At 67.8% G+C, this 15,600-nt stretch carries 13 protein-coding genes; 5 read left to right on the top strand and 8 right to left on the bottom strand.

Annotation, left to right across the window (positions count from 1 at the left end; genetic code table 11):
- Position 1: 1 nt before the first annotated feature.
- The 6 genes from IB232_RS19525 to mreB form a co-directional block, all read right to left on the bottom strand.
- The gene (locus IB232_RS19525) at positions 2-3,841 is read right to left on the bottom strand and encodes a YhdP family protein (RefSeq protein WP_192400242.1); all 3,840 of its coding nucleotides are present in this window, start codon (positions 3,839-3,841) and stop codon (positions 2-4) included.
- A complete protein-coding gene (gene rng, locus IB232_RS19520) occupies positions 3,842-5,299 on the bottom strand; it encodes a ribonuclease G (protein WP_192400241.1) in 1,458 nt (485 codons plus the stop codon). It abuts the gene before it with no gap.
- A gap of 69 nt (positions 5,300-5,368) precedes the next feature.
- Positions 5,369-5,953, bottom strand: coding sequence for a Maf family protein (locus IB232_RS19515; protein ID WP_192400240.1), 585 nt, complete (start codon positions 5,951-5,953; stop codon positions 5,369-5,371).
- 33 nt (positions 5,954-5,986) lie between these two features.
- Entirely contained in the window at positions 5,987-6,475 is a 489-nt protein-coding gene (mreD, locus tag IB232_RS19510) for a rod shape-determining protein MreD (RefSeq protein WP_192400239.1), read from the bottom strand.
- Positions 6,475-7,458, bottom strand: coding sequence for a rod shape-determining protein MreC (gene mreC, locus IB232_RS19505; RefSeq protein WP_412547750.1), 984 nt, complete (start codon positions 7,456-7,458; stop codon positions 6,475-6,477). The genes mreD and mreC overlap by 1 nt, the downstream gene beginning before the upstream one ends.
- Positions 7,459-7,586: 128 nt before the next feature.
- Positions 7,587-8,624 (bottom strand): rod shape-determining protein MreB, encoded by a 1,038-nt coding sequence (mreB, locus tag IB232_RS19500; protein WP_021701292.1) that lies wholly within the window; start codon positions 8,622-8,624, stop codon positions 7,587-7,589.
- A 218-nt stretch (positions 8,625-8,842) separates the two neighbouring features.
- Between mreB and gatC the strand changes: the two genes are divergently transcribed.
- The 5 genes from gatC to IB232_RS19475 are packed head-to-tail and all read left to right on the top strand — an operon-like array spanning position 8,843 to position 12,988.
- Positions 8,843-9,130 (top strand): Asp-tRNA(Asn)/Glu-tRNA(Gln) amidotransferase subunit GatC, encoded by a 288-nt coding sequence (gatC, locus tag IB232_RS19495; RefSeq protein ID WP_192400238.1) that lies wholly within the window; start codon positions 8,843-8,845, stop codon positions 9,128-9,130.
- A 16-nt stretch (positions 9,131-9,146) separates the two neighbouring features.
- Complete coding sequence (gatA, locus tag IB232_RS19490) at positions 9,147-10,598, top strand: Asp-tRNA(Asn)/Glu-tRNA(Gln) amidotransferase subunit GatA (protein WP_192400237.1); 1,452 nt, start codon at positions 9,147-9,149, stop codon at positions 10,596-10,598.
- Positions 10,599-10,612: 14 nt separating this feature from the next.
- Complete coding sequence (gene gatB, locus IB232_RS19485) at positions 10,613-12,058, top strand: Asp-tRNA(Asn)/Glu-tRNA(Gln) amidotransferase subunit GatB (RefSeq protein ID WP_192400236.1); 1,446 nt, start codon at positions 10,613-10,615, stop codon at positions 12,056-12,058.
- A gap of 50 nt (positions 12,059-12,108) precedes the next feature.
- The gene (locus IB232_RS19480) at positions 12,109-12,561 is read left to right on the top strand and encodes a septal ring lytic transglycosylase RlpA family protein (RefSeq protein ID WP_192400235.1); all 453 of its coding nucleotides are present in this window, start codon (positions 12,109-12,111) and stop codon (positions 12,559-12,561) included.
- A 43-nt stretch (positions 12,562-12,604) separates the two neighbouring features.
- On the top strand, positions 12,605-12,988 hold the full coding sequence (locus IB232_RS19475; RefSeq protein WP_192400234.1) for a carboxymuconolactone decarboxylase family protein: 384 nt from the start codon (positions 12,605-12,607) through the stop codon (positions 12,986-12,988).
- 177 nt (positions 12,989-13,165) lie between these two features.
- On the opposite strand, the gene IB232_RS19470 is transcribed toward IB232_RS19475, so the two are convergent.
- Positions 13,166-13,954 carry a YfaP family protein gene (locus tag IB232_RS19470; RefSeq protein ID WP_192400233.1) on the bottom strand — a complete coding sequence of 263 codons (789 nt, stop codon included), beginning with the start codon at positions 13,952-13,954 and terminating at the stop codon, positions 13,166-13,168.
- Positions 13,951-15,600, bottom strand: coding sequence for a DUF2300 domain-containing protein (locus IB232_RS19465; RefSeq protein ID WP_192400232.1), 1,650 nt, complete (start codon positions 15,598-15,600; stop codon positions 13,951-13,953). The genes IB232_RS19470 and IB232_RS19465 overlap by 4 nt, the downstream gene beginning before the upstream one ends.

Genomic DNA, 15,600 nt, shown 5'->3' with positions numbered 1-15,600 from the left:
TTCAACGTGGCTTCTCGAACGGCTTTTCGAAGCTGATCTCGGGGTTCTGCCAGGGGCCCTTAACCTTGTACTGGACGCTGGCGAAGCGCGCCACGCGGTCGCCGAGCAGCTTGTCGACCACGAATAGCGCACCGCCGACGGCCGGCGCGCCGACGATCAGCGCGGCCAGCGGCAGGTTGTTGGTCACCGGCAGGGTCACCAGCAGCTTGGCGTCGATCTGATCGCGGGCCATGTCCAGGGTGCCGTCCAGCTCCAGGGTGCTGGACGGGCCGACCACGCGCAGCGGCTCGCGGGTCTGGAACACGCCGTTCTCACCCACCAGCAGGGTCTTGGTGGTGTCGTAGCTGAAGCCCTTGCCGAGCAGGTCGGAGAAGTCCAGGCGCAGGCGGCGGCTGATCGAGTTGAAGTTGAGCAGGCCGAACACGCGCAGGGCCGAGGCCGAGCCCTGCACCTCGACGAACTGGCCCTTGCGCAGGCTGGCGTCGAGACGGCCGGACAGGCGCTTGAGGCCGAACCAGGCCGGCGAGCCGGGCCAGTTGGCATTCACATCCAGGCGGAAACGCTCGCTGGTCGCGCTTGGCGCGTAGCCCCAGGCGCTCAGTACATCGGCCAGGTTCTTGCCCTCGATACGCCCCTTGTACCAGCTGGAACTGGCCCCCGGCGCGCCTTGCCAGCCGGCGCTGCCACCGAGCTTGAGGCCTTTGAGGTCAAGCGATATATCGCTGAAGTCCACACCCTGGGCCGTTGGCCGTGCCTTGAGCGACCAGGCGCCGATCAGCGCATCGCCCTGCATGACCTTGGCGATGCGCACGTCCAGAGCGGGAATCTGTCGTGGATCGACGGCGGCCAGCAGATCGGGGCCATCCGGCTCGTCAGGCTCGTCGGCCTTGCGCGGCTTGGCCGGCGGGAAACTCAGGCGCGCCAGGTCGATGCTGATCGGCGCGCCCTTGGCATCCGGCAGGCCGACCTGGCCTTCCAGCAGTGCACTGCTCAGCCCCAGCTGCCAGCCGGCCTCGCCCCGCGCCAGCTTGACCGCGAGATTGTCGACCTGGGTACCGAAACCGCTGAAGCGATCAATGTTGAGATCGGCGCCACGGAAGAAGCGCAGGGTCTGGCCATCCCCGGCCAGACCGGCATGCGGCTTGGCCACGGCCTGCCAGGCGCTCCAGTCCAGCTCGGCGATGCGCCCGCTGACGCGCAGGCCCTGGTCCGATGGCAGGCGCGCCGGCTCGCCACCCAGACGCAGCTCGCCACGCCCCTGCAGCGCCGCCCCCGGTGGCGCGGCGAATGCCAGGCTGGCCACGCTGCCATGGTCCAGCCAGTAGCGCCGCTCGTTGCCCTGCAGGGTCATGCGCCAGGTAGTGGGGCGCGCATCGGCGGCGACCTTGGCGAAGGGAGCCGGCAGCTCCACGGCCAGGCCCTTGAGGTCGGACTCGATACGCAGCTGGCTGTCACCGCCATCCAGCGCCAGGTTGAGCTTGTAGGGAATCTCGCCCTTCAGCGGCAGCGGCTGGGTCACCCCCAGCCAGCCGGTGAGCTGGGCCAGGGCTATCTTGCCGCTGGCCTCGATGCGCGTGCGCGCATTGCCGCGCGCCCCTTCGGCCAGGGCCCGGCCGCGCACGGCATGGCCCAGGGCGTGGGCTCGGATGTCCGGAGCGCTGAGGCCGGTAGCGGTGTTGAAGCGGAACGCACCCTTGATCTGGCTCAGCGCCAGTTTGGGCGTGCTGATCTGCAGCTGTGCGCCCTCTGTGGCGAAGTCCACCTGCACCTGGGGCTTCTGCCCCTTGGCCAGGGGGATGTCCAGTTTCAGCTTGCCACTCAGCGGGCCCTGGCCCTGCCAGCCAGCGAAGATGTCGGCGGTGCCGATCGGCGCCTCCTGCAGAATCTTCAGGGCATCGGGCAGGCTGCTGTCCAGCGCGCCATTCAGCGCCAGGCGCGGCGACTGCCCTGCGGGTGCCTTGGGTACGTTGACCGTCACGTCGCGCACGCGGCTGTCGAGGATGCGTGCCTCGGGCACCCGCACATCGACGCCGTCGTCCTCGATCAGCACCTCGCCGCGCGCCTCGCGCAGCACCGGCCAGCCGGGCTGGAAAGCCAGTTCGGCGCCGTCGACGAGGAAATACAGGCTGATGCTGCGCGAGGCATCCTCGGCGCCCTTGGCCAGGGAGCCCTGGTACTGGAACCAGCCGTCGTCGATATGGCCCTTGCGGATCGACTCGTTCAACCACTGGGCCAGGGCCGGGCTGAGGCCGGGAGAGAGGGTCGGCAGGTACTTCTTGGCCTGCAGCGCGTCGCCGTCCTGCAGGCCGACCCGCAGGTCCATGTAGTCTTCCAGGGCCGGGTCCTTCTTCAGGCGCACCAGGAAGTCGCCGGCCACCCTGCCCTCGTCACCGACCACCTGCAGATAGGGGCTCTGCAGGGTCAGCCCCTCGTCGTTGAGCTCCCACAGCAGGCGGGCGCCAGCCTGGCGGTAGCGCCACATCTCGGGGAACAGGTTGGGGAAGTGCAGGCCGAAGTTCTCGCTGGCGGCCAGCCCCTCGCCGCCGCCCAGATCACCGCGCACGCTGCCGCTGGCGTTGTCCACCGCCGGCACGCCCTGCCAGGCGCCGATGCCGACGCGCTCCAGATTGCTCGAGAACTGCACGCGCTTGGCGTCGCTCAGCTGCGGCAGGTAATCCAGCTGCAGGTTGCGCAGCGCACCACGCGGACGCAGGGCGCCGACGACTTCCTCGGCCTTGTCCGGCAGCGGCGCCAGGGCCAGTACCACCGGCGTCAGCGGGGTCAGGTCGAGATGGTCGGCGCTCAGGCTCCAACGCTCGACCTGGCCATTGGCGTCCAAGGTCTGCTTCAGCGCCAGCTGCGCCTCGCCCCAACGGGTCTCGCCCAGGCTCAGGGCTAGGGCATCCACCAGCAGGTCGAAGCCATCGGCGCGACGCTCGAAATAGGCGCTCAGGCCCAGGTCGCTGATCTGCACCGGCTCGCGCTTGGCGTAGGCGCCAAGAATCTCCGGCGCATGCAGGCGGGCGGCGCCACGCTGTACCCGCCCCTGCGCCCACTCCAGCCAGAACTCGCCGCCGGCCTGGGCCTTGCTCAGCTGCCAGTCACGGGTCAGGCCCTTGGGCAGCCAGGCCGCCCAGTCGCTCTGCGGCAGGCTGAGGTAGACGTCGGCGCTGCTGGCGCGCCAGTCCTGAGGGTCCAGGCGTACGCGCAGGTTGAGCGCCAGCGGCTGGCCATCGGGCAGGCGCAGGCGACCGTCGAGGCGCTGGCGCACGCTGCCGCTGCGCAGGGTCAGGTCGATATAGGTGAGGCTCTGCGGCGGCTGCTCGAAGGGCTCGAAGGTCAGCTGGCTACCAAGCAGGGAAACCTTGCTGAGCATGCCCAGGCCATCGATCAGCTTCTGCGGGTCCAGCGATGTGGCTGGCTGGCGCTGCGGCAGGCCCTCCACCGCCCAGCGCCCTTCGGCATCCTGGCGCAGGCTCAGCTGCAGGCCTTCGACCTGCAGGTTGGCGATGCGCGGCGCACGCGCCAGCAGGCTGGCCAGTACGTCTGGCACCAGCCGCACCTGGTCCAGGCGCACGGCGCTGGCGCCTTCGCCGACCAGCACGTCATGGGCCGTGAGCACCGGCGCCAGGCCACTCCAGCTGCCCTCCAGGCTGCCGATGGCAAGCGGCATGTTCAACGCCGTGGCGGCCTTGGCCTCGACTTCATCGCGGTACTCGGCCACCAGCGGCACCAGCTCGCGGCCCAGGCTGACGTACAGCGCGGCCAGCACCAGCACCAGCGCGCACAGGCCCAGGCCCCAGCGCAGCAGCCTGTTCAGCAGGCTAGCGAGCAAGTTCATTCAGAGCAGCACCACGTCGTACTGCTCCTGGGAATACATGCTCTCCACCTGGAACTTGATGGGCCGGCCGATGAAGGCCTCCAGATCGGCGACGTTGCCCGATTCCTCGTCCAGCAGGCGGTCGACCACCTTCTGCTCGGCCAGCACCAGGTAACCCTCGGCCTGATAGGCGCGAGCCTCGCGCAGGATCTCGCGGAAAATCTCGTAGCAGATGGTTTCCGGGGTCTTCAGCTTGCCGCGACCCTGACAGCAGCTGCACGGCTCGCACAGTACCTGTTCGAGGCTCTCGCGGGTGCGCTTGCGGGTCATCTGCACCAGGCCCAACTCGGTGATGCCGATGATGTTGGTCTTGGCGTGGTCGCGCTCCAGCTGCTTCTCCAGGGTGCGCAGCACCTGGCGCTGGTGCTCTTCATCTTCCATGTCGATGAAGTCGATGATGATGATCCCGCCCAGGTTGCGCAGGCGCAATTGGCGGGCGATGGCGGTGGCGGCTTCGAGGTTGGTCTTGAAGATGGTCTCTTCGAGAGTGCGGTGACCGACGAAGGCGCCGGTATTGACGTCGATGGTGGTCATCGCCTCGGCCGGGTCGACGATCAGGTAGCCACCGGACTTGAGCGGCACCTTGCGCTCCAGGGCACGCTGGATCTCGTCCTCGACGCCGTACAGATCGAAGATCGGCCGCTCGCCGGGGTAGTGCTCCAGGCGATCGGCGATCTCCGGCATCAGCTCGTCGACGAACTGGGTGATCTTGCCGAAGGTCTCCCGCGAGTCGACACGGATCTTCTCGATCTTCGGATTGACCAGGTCGCGCAGGGTGCGCAGGGCCAGGGACAGGTCCTCGTAGATCACCGAGGGGGTCGGCGCGGTCTTCATCTGCGCAGCGATCTGCTCCCACAGGCGGCGCAGATAGCGGATGTCGGCGAGAATCTCATCGGCACCGGCGCCGTCGGCGGCGGTACGCAGGATGAAGCCGCCCACTTCCTCGATGCCTTCGGCGGCGACGCAATCGGCCACCACCCGCTTGAGGCGCTCGCGCTCGGCCTCGTCCTCGATCTTCAGCGAGATGCCGACATGCGCGGTACGCGGCATATAGACCAGGTAGCGCGAGGGAATGGACAGGTGGGTGGTCAGGCGCGCGCCCTTGGTACCGATCGGGTCCTTGGTCACCTGCACCACCAGGCTCTGGCCCTCGTGGACCAGCGCGCCGATGGATTCCACCGCGCTGCCTTCGCGGGTGGAAATCTCCGCCGCATGGATGAAGGCGGCGCGCTCCAGGCCGATGTCGACGAAGGCCGCCTGCATCCCCGGCAGCACCCGCACCACCTTGCCCTTATAGATATTGCCGACGATGCCACGCTTCTGCGTGCGCTCGACATGCACTTCCTGCAGCACGCCGTTTTCCACCACCGCCACGCGCGACTCCATCGGCGTGATGTTGATCAGGATCTCTTCGCTCATGCGTCCTACTCTGCGCGTCGCGACTGCTGGCCAGGGGCCGCTGCCACTCCAACTGTTTGGGCCGGCAGGTCAGGCCTGCCAGCACGGAATCCCGAATTCCTCGAGCAGCTGCGCGGTTTCGCACAGCGGCAGGCCGACCACGGCCGAATAGCTACCCTCGATCTGACTGACGAACACCGCCGCCAGTCCCTGAATACCATAGCTGCCCGCCTTGTCGCACGGCTCGCCGGTGTCCCAATAGGCCTCGGCCTCGCCCGGGCGCAGTGGGCGGAAACGCACCCGGCTGGTCACCACTCGCGATTCGATGCGCTCGACGCTGGCCAGGGCCACGGCGGTCAGCACCTGGTGCTCGCGCCCGGACAACGCTGCCAGGGTGGCCAGCGCCTCGGCGCGGTTCTCCGGCTTGCCGAGAATACGCCCCTCGAGCACCACGCTGGTGTCGGCGCCCAGCACCACGGCCGTCTGCGATTGTTCTAGTGCAGCCAGGCCGGCCAGCGCCTTCTCCCGCGCCAGGCGCTCTACATAGCGCTCGGCGGGCTCACTGGGCAATGCCGTTTCATCGATGGAAGCGATTAGCGTGACGAAGGGCACACCGATCTGCACCAGCAGCTCGCGCCGGCGGGGGGAACCCGAAGCCAGATGAAGCGTGGCCATGCAGAGGTCTCCGGGTCAGGTGGGGATGGCAGATCAGCGAATGGCGAAACGCTGCTGCAGCCCACGCAGGATGGCGAACACCCAGGGCCAGAGCAAGGCGCTGATCAGCGCCGGCAGGACGAAGGCCAGGGTCGGCGGGCGATTGCCGGTCAGTGCGTTGAGCCACAGCTGCACCAGCTGGGCGATGCCGAACACCACCAGCAGCACCAGGCTCTGCTGCCACATGGGGAACATCTGCAGACGGCGCTGCAGGGACAGCACCAGGAAGATGATCAGGGTCAGGATCAGCGCGTTCTGCCCGAGCAGCGAGCCGAACAGCACATCCTGCACCAGACCCAGGCACCAGGCGCTAACCATGCCGATGCGATGCGGCACCGCCAGCACCCAGTAGGACAGCAACAGTGCCAGCCACAGCGGGCGACCGATCTCCATGAACTGCGGCATGGGCGCCACGCTGAGCAGCAGGGCGAGGATCAGGGTGGCCCAGATCACCCAGCTGTTGCGTGCCTTGACCTGGACCATCACTCACTCTCCCGTTCGACTGCCGGAGCGGCGGGTGCGGCAGACGCCGGGGCGGCCGCGGGTTGCGCTGGCGCCGCGCTGCTCGGCGCGCCCTGCGGCTGCGCGGTGGCCGGGGCCGCTTGCGTCTCGGGCTTGGCCTGGCTGTCGGCGGCCTCGCGGTCGGCGGCTTCCTGGGCCTCGGCGGCCTCGGTGGCGCGCTGCTCGGCGGTGCGGCCGTCGGTGAATACCAGCAGCATGTAGCGGCTGCGATTGAGGGCGGCGGTAGGCACGGCGCGGACGATGGCGAAGGGCTGACCGGAGTCGTGCACCACTTCGTTGACCGTGGCCACCGGGTAACCGGCCGGGAAGCGCTGGCCCATGCCGGAGCTGACCAGCAGATCGCCTTCCTTAATATCCGCGGTGTCGGCTACGTGGCGCAGCTCCAGACGCTCCGGGTTGCCGGTGCCGGCGGCGATGGCACGCAGGCCGTTGCGGTTCACCTGCACCGGAATGCTGTGGTTGGTGTCGGTGAGCAGCAGCACGCGGGCGGTATAGGGCATCACCTCGACCACCTGGCCCATCAGGCCACGGGCATCGAGCACCGGCTGGCCGAGAAACACGCCGTCCTTCTCGCCCTTGTCGATCAGGATGCGGTGGGTGAAGGGGTTGGGGTCAACGCCGATCAGCTCGGTGACCAGCACGCGCTCGTCCACCAGGGCGGCGGAATTGAGTAACTCGCGCAGGCGCACGTTCTGCTCGGTGAGGGTGGCCAGCTTCTGCAGGCGCCCCTGCATCAGCAGCGACTCAGCCTTGAGCTTCTCGTTCTCGGCCATCAGCTCGCTGCGGCTGGTGAGCTGCTGGGTCGCATCCTCCCAGAGGGTGACCGGCAGGCGGGCGATGCGATAGGCGGGCTCGGTGATCAGGCCGACCTGGGTGCGCAGCGGCTGCAGCACCTCGAAACGCGCATCCACCACCATCAGCACGGCCGACAGCACGACCAGCACCAACAGTCGTACACCCAGCGACGGTCCCTTGGCGAAAAGCGGTTTGATGGCGAATCCCCTTCAGCTGACGGCTAGAAAACACAAAGCCGGAAGGACCAGCTTCCGGCTTTGGCTTACCTCTAGAACTATCACTCGGTGGACAGCAGGTCCATGGAGTGACGATCCATCATCTCCAGGGCACGGCCACCGCCGCGCGCCACGCAGGTCAGCGGGTCTTCGGCGACGATCACCGGCAGACCGGTTTCCTGGGCCAGCAGCTTGTCCAGATCGCGCAGCAGAGCACCACCACCGGTCAGCACCAGACCACGCTCGGCGATGTCCGAGGCCAGTTCCGGCGGGGATTGCTCCAGGGCGCTCTTGACGGCCTGGACGATGGTAGCCAGGGACTCCTGCAGGGCCTCCAGCACTTCGTTGGAGTTCAGCGTGAAGCTGCGCGGTACGCCTTCGGCCAGGTTGCGGCCACGGACGTCGACTTCGCGCACGTCGCCACCGGCGTAGGCGGTACCGATTTCCTGCTTGATGCGCTCGGCGGTGGATTCGCCGATCAGCGAGCCGTAGTTGCGGCGCACGTAGGTGATGATGGCTTCGTCGAAACGGTCGCCGCCGACGCGAACGGATTCGGCGTAGACCACGCCGTTGAGCGAGATCAGGGCGATTTCGGTGGTACCACCGCCGATATCGACGACCATCGAGCCGCGGGCCTCTTCGACCGGCAGGCCGGCACCGATGGCGGCGGCCATCGGCTCTTCGATCAGGAATACTTCACGGGCACCGGCGCCGAGGGCGGATTCGCGAATGGCGCGGCGCTCGACCTGGGTGGATTTGCAAGGCACGCAGATCAGCACGCGCGGCGACGGCTGCAGGAAGCTGTTCTCGTGAACCTTGTTGATGAAGTACTGCAGCATCTTCTCGCAGACGCTGAAGTCGGCGATCACGCCGTCCTTCATCGGGCGGATCGCGGAGATGTTGCCCGGGGTACGGCCCAGCATGCGCTTGGCCTCGGTGCCGACGGCAACCACGGATTTCTGGTTGCCACTGCTACGAATGGCGACCACGGACGGCTCGTTGAGGACGATGCCACGCTCGCGGACATAGATCAGGGTATTGGCGGTGCCCAGGTCGATCGACAGATCGCTGGAAAACATGCCACGCAGTTTCTTGAACATGAGAAAGAAGCCCTAGACAGAGCGCGATGAAAACGCTGGGTAAAAAAGTGCGGCAAACTCTATCAATGAGCGACCTTTTGGGCAAGGCGGCGTCTGTGCTAAATTGCCTGCTTTTCCGGGCCTTTAGGGCCCCAAATCGCGGCATCTGACCGCCCCATGCGGCATCCGTTCCCCGCCTGCTTCCGCCCGGTAACCCGCCTGCTTCTTGGAGAATCACGATGGCGCTCGAACGCTCCGACGTGGAAAAAATCGCCCATCTGGCCCGTCTCGGCCTGAACGAAGGCGAGATTCCACAAACCACCGCGACCCTCAACAACATCCTCGGCCTGATCGACGCCATGCAGGCAGTCGACACCAGCGGCATCGAGCCCCTGGCCCACCCGCTGGAAGCCACCCAGCGCCTGCGCGCCGACGTAGTGACCGAACAGAACCAGCGCGACGCCTATCAGGCGGTCGCCCCGGCCGTGGAAAGCGGCCTGTTCCTCGTGCCGAAAGTCATCGAATAAAAGGAAAGGGTTTCCCATGCATCAACTGACCCTGGCCGAGATCGCCCGCGGCCTGAAGGACAAGACCTTCTCCTCCGCCGAGCTGACCGGCGCCCTGCTGGCCCGTATCCAGCAGCTCGACCCGCAACTGAACAGCTTTATCACCGTGACCGCCGATCAGGCGCTGGAGCAGGCCAAGGCCGCAGATGCCCGCCGCGCCAGCGGTGAAGACGGCGCCCTGCTCGGCGCGCCGATCGGCCACAAGGACCTGTTCTGCACCAAGGGCGTGCTGACCAGTTGCGGCTCGAAGATCCTCACCGGCTTCAAGGCACCCTACGACGCCACCGTGGTGGAGAAGCTGGCCAGCGCCGGCACCGTGACCCTGGGCAAGCTGAACATGGACGAGTTCGCCATGGGCTCGGCCAACGAATCCAGCCACTACGGCCCAGTGAAGAACCCCTGGGACACCTCCCGCGTACCGGGCGGCTCCTCCGGCGGCTCCGCTGCTGCCGTGGCCGCGCGCCTGCTGCCGGCCGCCACCGGCACCGACACCGGCGGCTCGATCCGCCAGCCGGCCGCGCTGACCAACCTCACCGGGATCAAGCCCACCTACGGCCGGGTCTCGCGCTGGGGCATGATCGCCTACGCCTCCAGCCTCGATCAGGGCGGCCCGCTGGCTCGCACCGCCGAGGACTGCGCCCTGCTGCTGGGCGCCATGGCCGGCTTCGATCCCAAGGACTCGACCAGCGTCGACCAGCCGGTGGATGACTACCTGGCCGCCCTGACCCAGCCGTTGGCCGGCCTGCGCATCGGCCTGCCCAAGGAATACTTCGGCGCCGGCCTCGACGCGCGCATCGGCGACAAGGTGATGGCGGTGGTCGAGGAGCTGAAGAAGCTCGGCGCCACGGTCAAGGACATCAGCCTGCCGAACATGCAGCACGCCATCCCCGCCTACTACGTGATCGCCCCGGCGGAAGCCAGCTCCAACCTGTCGCGCTTCGACGGCGTGCGCTTCGGCTACCGCTGCGAGAACCCCAAGGATCTGCAGGACCTGTACAAGCGCTCGCGCGGCGAAGGCTTCGGCGCCGAGGTTAAACGCCGCATCATGGTCGGCACCTACGCCCTGTCCGCCGGCTACTACGACGCCTACTACATCAAGGCCCAGCAGATTCGCCGCCTGATCAAGAACGACTTCGTCGCCGCCTTCAACGAGGTCGACGTGATCCTTGGCCCGACCACGCCGAACCTGGCCTGGAAGATCGGTGCGAAGAACAACGACCCGGTCGCCGAATACCTGGAAGACATCTACACCATCACCGCCAACCTGGCCGGCATCCCCGGCCTGTCGATGCCTGCCGGCTTCGTCGATGGTCTGCCGGTCGGCGTGCAGTTGCTCGGCAACTACTTCCAGGAAGGTCGCCTGCTGAATGTCGCGCACCAGTACCAGCAGGTCAGCGACTGGCACAAACAAGCACCGAGCGGCTTCTGAGGAAGGATCAAGATATGCAATGGGAAACCGTGATCGGGCTTGAGATCCACGCTCAGCTCAGCACCCAATCGAAGATTTTCTCCGGCAGCGCCACCACCTTCGGCGCCGAGCCCAACACCCAGGCCAGCCTGGTCGACCTGGGCATGCCCGGCACCCTGCCGGTGCTGAACGCCGAGGCGGTGCGCATGGCCTGCAAGTTCGGCCTGGCCATCGACGCCGAGATCGCGCCGAAGAACGTCTTCGCGCGCAAGAACTACTTCTACCCGGACCTGCCCAAGGGCTACCAGACCAGCCAGATGGACCACCCCATCGTCGGCAAGGGCTTCCTCGACATAACCCTGGAAGACGGCAGCACCAAGCGTATCGGCATTACCCGCGCGCACCTGGAAGAGGACGCCGGCAAGAGCCTGCACGAAGACTTCCACGGCATGAGCGGCATCGATCTGAACCGCGCCGGCACGCCGCTACTGGAGATCGTCTCCGAGCCGGAAATGCGCAGCGCCAAGGAAGCGGTGGCCTACGCCAAGGCCATCCACGCCCTGGTGCGCTACCTGGGCATCTGTGACGGCAACATGGCCGAAGGCTCGCTGCGCTGCGACTGCAACGTCTCGGTACGGCCCAAGGGCCAGGCCGAGTTCGGCACCCGCCGCGAGATCAAGAACGTCAACTCGTTCAAGTTCATCGAGCGCGCCATCAACACCGAGATCGCCTGGCAGATCGACGAGCTGGAATCCGGCCGCAAGATCGTCCAGGAAACCGTGCTGTACGACGTGGCGGCCAACGAGACGCGCTCCATGCGCAGCAAGGAAGAAGCCAACGACTACCGCTACTTCCCCTGCCCCGACCTGCTGCCGGTGGTGATCGAGCAGAGCTTCCTCGACGAGGTGCGCGCCCAGCTGCCCGAGCTGCCGACGCAGAAGCGCGAGCGCTTCGAAAGCCAGTACGCCCTGTCCGCCTACGATGCCAGCGTGCTCTCCGCCAGCCGCGAGATGGCCGACTACTTCGAGCAGGTGGGCAAGGTCTGCGGCGACGCCAAGCTGGCCGCCAACTGGGTGATGGGCGAGCTGTCCAGCCTGCTCAACAAGGACAACCTGGAGATCGAACAGTCGCCAGTCTCCGCCCAGCACCTGGGGGAGATGATCCTGCGCCTGAAGGACGGCACGATCAACGGCAAGGCCGCGAAGACCGTGTTCGCCGCCATGGCCGAAGGTGAAGGCTCGCCGGACGAGATCATCAAGGCGAAGGACCTGGTACAGAACACCGACAGCGGTGCCGTCGAGAAGCTGCTCGACGAAGTACTGGCTGCCAATGCCGAGCAGGTCGAGCAGTACCGCGCCAGCGACGAGGCCAAGCGCGGCAAGATGTTCGGCTTCTTCGTCGGCCAGGCGATGAAGGCCGCCAAGGGCAAGGCCAACCCCGGCCAGGTGAACGAACTTCTCAAGAAGAAGCTCGAAAACTAAGAGCGCAGCGACGCCGGGGCAACCCGGCGTTGTTCTCTCCGGGAGCCGCCATGCACAAGATCGCGACCATCCTCCTGCTGTTGCTACTGGCCGGCTGCGCCAGCCAGCCCAGCGCACAACGCCCCGAGGCACCGGCCACGCCGCCGAAACCGGCACCAAGCGTCAGCGCACCGGCCAAACCGGTGGCCAAGCCTGCATCGGAGCCGAGCTACCAGGCCAAGGGCAAGGCGTCCTACTACGCCTCGCGCCACCACGGCCGGCGCACCGCCAGCGGCGAGCGCCTGAACAACAACGCCTTCACCGCGGCCCATCGCGAGCTGCCGTTCGGCACACGGGTCAAGGTCACCAACCTGAGCAACGACCGTTCGGTGGTGGTACGCATCACCGACCGCGGCCCGCACACCCGCGGCCGCCTGATCGACCTGTCGCAGGCCGCCGCCCGGGAACTGGGCATGCTGCGCGCCGGCGTGGCCCAAGTGCGGGTCGAGAGCGTGGACAACTGATACTCATCCGGCCCCGCAGCGCCGGGGCCGCCCAGGAGCAGCCATGAACGACAACGCCAAAGCCGGCGAGCAGGTGCGCCGTGAAGTGATGGGCGACGCCTTCGTCGACCGCGCCCTGAACAACGCCACCGACTTCAGCCAGCCGCTGCAGGACTTCGTCAACGAACACGCCTGGGGCGGGGTCTGGACCCGCGGCGTGCTGGAGCGCAAGACCCGCAGCCTGATCACCCTAGCCGCGCTGACCGCACTCAAGTGCCCGCAGGAGCTGAAGGGTCACGTGCGCGGCGCCCTGAACAACGGCTGCAGCGTGGAGGAAATCCGCGAGGCGCTGCTGCACTGCGCCATCTACGCCGGCGTGCCGGCGGCCATCGACGCCTTCCGCGCGGCCCAGGAAGTGATCGACGCCTGGCAGGCGCCCAAGGCCTAGTCGTGCGAGCCTGACGAGGGCAGCCCCCGACGCAGCCTGGGGGTATCGTGGGGTGGGGTCACGCCTTACCGACCCACCGGGTTCATGGTGGATGGATAGAGCGCCATCCACCCTACATCTCAATGATCTCCATACACGACACGGGTTTCAGCCGCCCTACACGAACGGCTCGATCGTTCAGGGATAGCTGAAGCGCTTTACCAGCGTCAGCTCGCCCGGCGCACGCATCGGAATAAGGAAAGACTCCTGCTTCTCGTTGGCCGTGCCCTCCCCGCTGAGCAGAGTCACCTGGGCGGTGGTCAGCACCTGCGCCGGGTCGCCCTCGGAGCCCTGCCCACCGCCGTAGTAATTGACGTAGACCAGGTACTCACCCTTGAGCGGGGTCGGCGAGGCGATCATCTCCGGGCCGAAGCCGCCGGTCACGTCCACGTCCAGCGCCGCGCCGTTGGCCAGGGCGCGCTCGCCATACCAGACATGGCCGCCGTCAGGCGTGACCAGGTGCAGGTCGAGGTCGGTGTTGTCGCTGTCCCAGGACAGCACCACGCGCAGCTTGGCCGGCGTCTCGCCACTGCCGTTGTTGTAGAACTGCACGCGGCGCACCTGCTGGCCGTCCGGACTGCGCACCTCGACATTGTTGCTGCCGGCCGGGAACACGAAGGGACGATCGAAACCGCCACCCTCCTGCACCTTGAGCGGCATGCTCAGGCCGTTGACCACCAGGCGCGCCGGCGCGCCGCTGGGCGCCTTGTCGGTGGCGCTGATCTGCCCGCGGATGCGGGCGCTGTCGCCCTGGTCGGGCGCGCTGTTCACCGCCGAGGCCGGATAGTTGACCTCCTGCATGAAGTGCGCGCCCTCGTCGGAACCGGTGCGCCAGCCGGCGCGCGGAGTATCCAGGGTGATGCCGGCGAACGCGCCAAGTGGCATGGCGCAAGCCAGGAAGGCGACCGAGTAGAAACGATGATTCATGGCTGAGCTTCCAGCAGCAGATGGCGGGCGAGGCCCTCGATATAGGTTTCATCCTGGCCGTTCGGATGGGCATCGAAGGCCAGGTGCAGGTATTCGTGGGTCAGGTCGAGGCGATCCTGCAGCGACTGCAGGCCACGCACGTAGATGCGTCGGCGCTCGCGGTCGACATGCGGGTTGCCGCTGTACAGGCGGCACACGGCGAACTGGGCGGTCTCGGCGTAGCCCGGCTCGCTGTCCAGCAGCTCGCGCCAGCTCCGGCGCTGCTTGTGCAGCCAGTCCTCGGCGGCCGGCAGCGGCTGGCAGGCGGCCACCGGCCGGTCCCAGCGACCCAGGCTGGCTCGAGGGAAGGCACGGGCGAGGATGGCGTCGTAGCGCAGGCCGGCCTGGGCCTGCTCGACGGCCTGGCTCCAGGCCAGGCGATCCGCGCCGGGCTCATCCGCGTGATAGGTGACGGGACTGCCGGCCAGCACCAGGTCGGCGGTCCAGGCGGCGACCGCGCGCGCGGCGGCGCTCGCCGGGCGCGGCGCCACACGCTGCTGGGCGCTGCTGTCGCGGATCGCCAGGCATTCGCCGCGGCGCTCGCCGTTCTGCAGGAGGTAACTGCGGATGCTCACCGCCAGGGCCTTGGCCGCCTCGGCCGGCTGCGCCGTCGCCTCGCGGTCCAGCACCCGCGCCACATATTCCTCGCGGCTCAGGCGCGCCACCAGGCGCGGCTGCTCGCCAGCGAGCAGGAACAGCTCACCAAGGCTCTCGATCTCCAGTTCATTGCCGTTGGCGAACGCCACCCGGTAGTGCCCGCGCAACGCGCCGGGCTGGCTCACCATGTCGCCATTCGCGCGACTGAGGCCGCGCAGTGGATAACGGTCGAACAGCGCCACTTCGACACAGCCGCCCGGGTCCGCCGGCCAGGGCGCCGGCAGCATCTTGCCAAGTGCTTCGGCATGGCGCTTGAGCACGCCCTGACTGGTGCCGGAGCCGCCTGCCCAGACGGGCGTGCCGTCGGCCAGCCAGCCGGCGAAGCCACCCTGGCGCGCCTGGGCGTCGCCATCGGCCAGCCAGCTCCAGGTCTTCACCCGCAGGCGCCCGCCGAGCGGGCCGAGCAGCGCGCCGTCGGCGGCACTGACCGGCACGTCGAGCAGCACACGACGCGCCTCGGCCTGGGCCGGCAACGCGGCCAGGCTGTCGAGCAGTTGGCCTACCGCCACCCGCCGCTGCGGCTGCAGGCCGTCGAGGTCGAGCAGCCAGTCCGGTGCGCGACGCGCCTGCCAGTAGTCGTGCCACTCGCCGTCCTGCAGGCCGAGGCGCTGCGGCGCGAAGTACAGGCCGCAGGAACGCACCAGCGCCTGGTCACGGTCGATGCGCTCGCCGGCCTTGCAGCAGTACAGCTCCTCGCGATCCTGGCCGGTGCAGGCGTAGCCCGGGTCGGGCAGGCCGAGGTCGACCTGATAGGCGTAGACGAACAGCTTCCACAGGCTGCCCAGCGGCGCCTCCAGATTCGCCGGCAGCGGCTCGCGAGAGAGCAGCTGCCGCTCGTCCAGGCGCAGCAGTTCGGCGCCCTGCGGCGTGTGCCAGGCCAGCTGCAGCGGCGCCGGCCCGGCCGACGCCAGCAGCGGCGACAGCAGCGCCAGCCAGGCGAATGCGCGCAT

It is taken from the genome of Pseudomonas sp. PDM15 (assembly GCF_014851565.1).
Lineage (GTDB): Bacteria > Pseudomonadota > Gammaproteobacteria > Pseudomonadales > Pseudomonadaceae > Aquipseudomonas.
The sequence above is the reverse complement of the archived record's forward strand: the minus strand, read 5'-3'. Positions and strand labels throughout refer to the sequence as shown.

Bases quoted from the DNA above. Each gene is read 5' to 3' on its own strand.
- IB232_RS19525 (WP_192400242.1), bottom strand. From the start codon at position 3,841: ATGAACTTGCTCGCTAGCCTGCTGAACAGGCTGCTGCGCTGGGGCCTG.
- rng (WP_192400241.1), bottom strand. From the start codon at position 5,299: ATGAGCGAAGAGATCCTGATCAACATCACGCCGATGGAGTCGCGCGTG.
- IB232_RS19515 (WP_192400240.1), bottom strand. From the start codon at position 5,953: ATGGCCACGCTTCATCTGGCTTCGGGTTCCCCCCGCCGGCGCGAGCTG.
- mreD (WP_192400239.1), bottom strand. From the start codon at position 6,475: ATGGTCCAGGTCAAGGCACGCAACAGCTGGGTGATCTGGGCCACCCTG.
- mreB (WP_021701292.1), bottom strand. From the start codon at position 8,624: ATGTTCAAGAAACTGCGTGGCATGTTTTCCAGCGATCTGTCGATCGAC.
- gatC (WP_192400238.1), top strand. From the start codon at position 8,843: ATGGCGCTCGAACGCTCCGACGTGGAAAAAATCGCCCATCTGGCCCGT.
- gatA (WP_192400237.1), top strand. From the start codon at position 9,147: ATGCATCAACTGACCCTGGCCGAGATCGCCCGCGGCCTGAAGGACAAG.
- gatB (WP_192400236.1), top strand. From the start codon at position 10,613: ATGCAATGGGAAACCGTGATCGGGCTTGAGATCCACGCTCAGCTCAGC.
- IB232_RS19480 (WP_192400235.1), top strand. From the start codon at position 12,109: ATGCACAAGATCGCGACCATCCTCCTGCTGTTGCTACTGGCCGGCTGC.
- IB232_RS19475 (WP_192400234.1), top strand. From the start codon at position 12,605: ATGAACGACAACGCCAAAGCCGGCGAGCAGGTGCGCCGTGAAGTGATG.
- IB232_RS19470 (WP_192400233.1), bottom strand. From the start codon at position 13,954: ATGAATCATCGTTTCTACTCGGTCGCCTTCCTGGCTTGCGCCATGCCA.
- IB232_RS19465 (WP_192400232.1), bottom strand. From the start codon at position 15,600: ATGCGCGCATTCGCCTGGCTGGCGCTGCTGTCGCCGCTGCTGGCGTCG.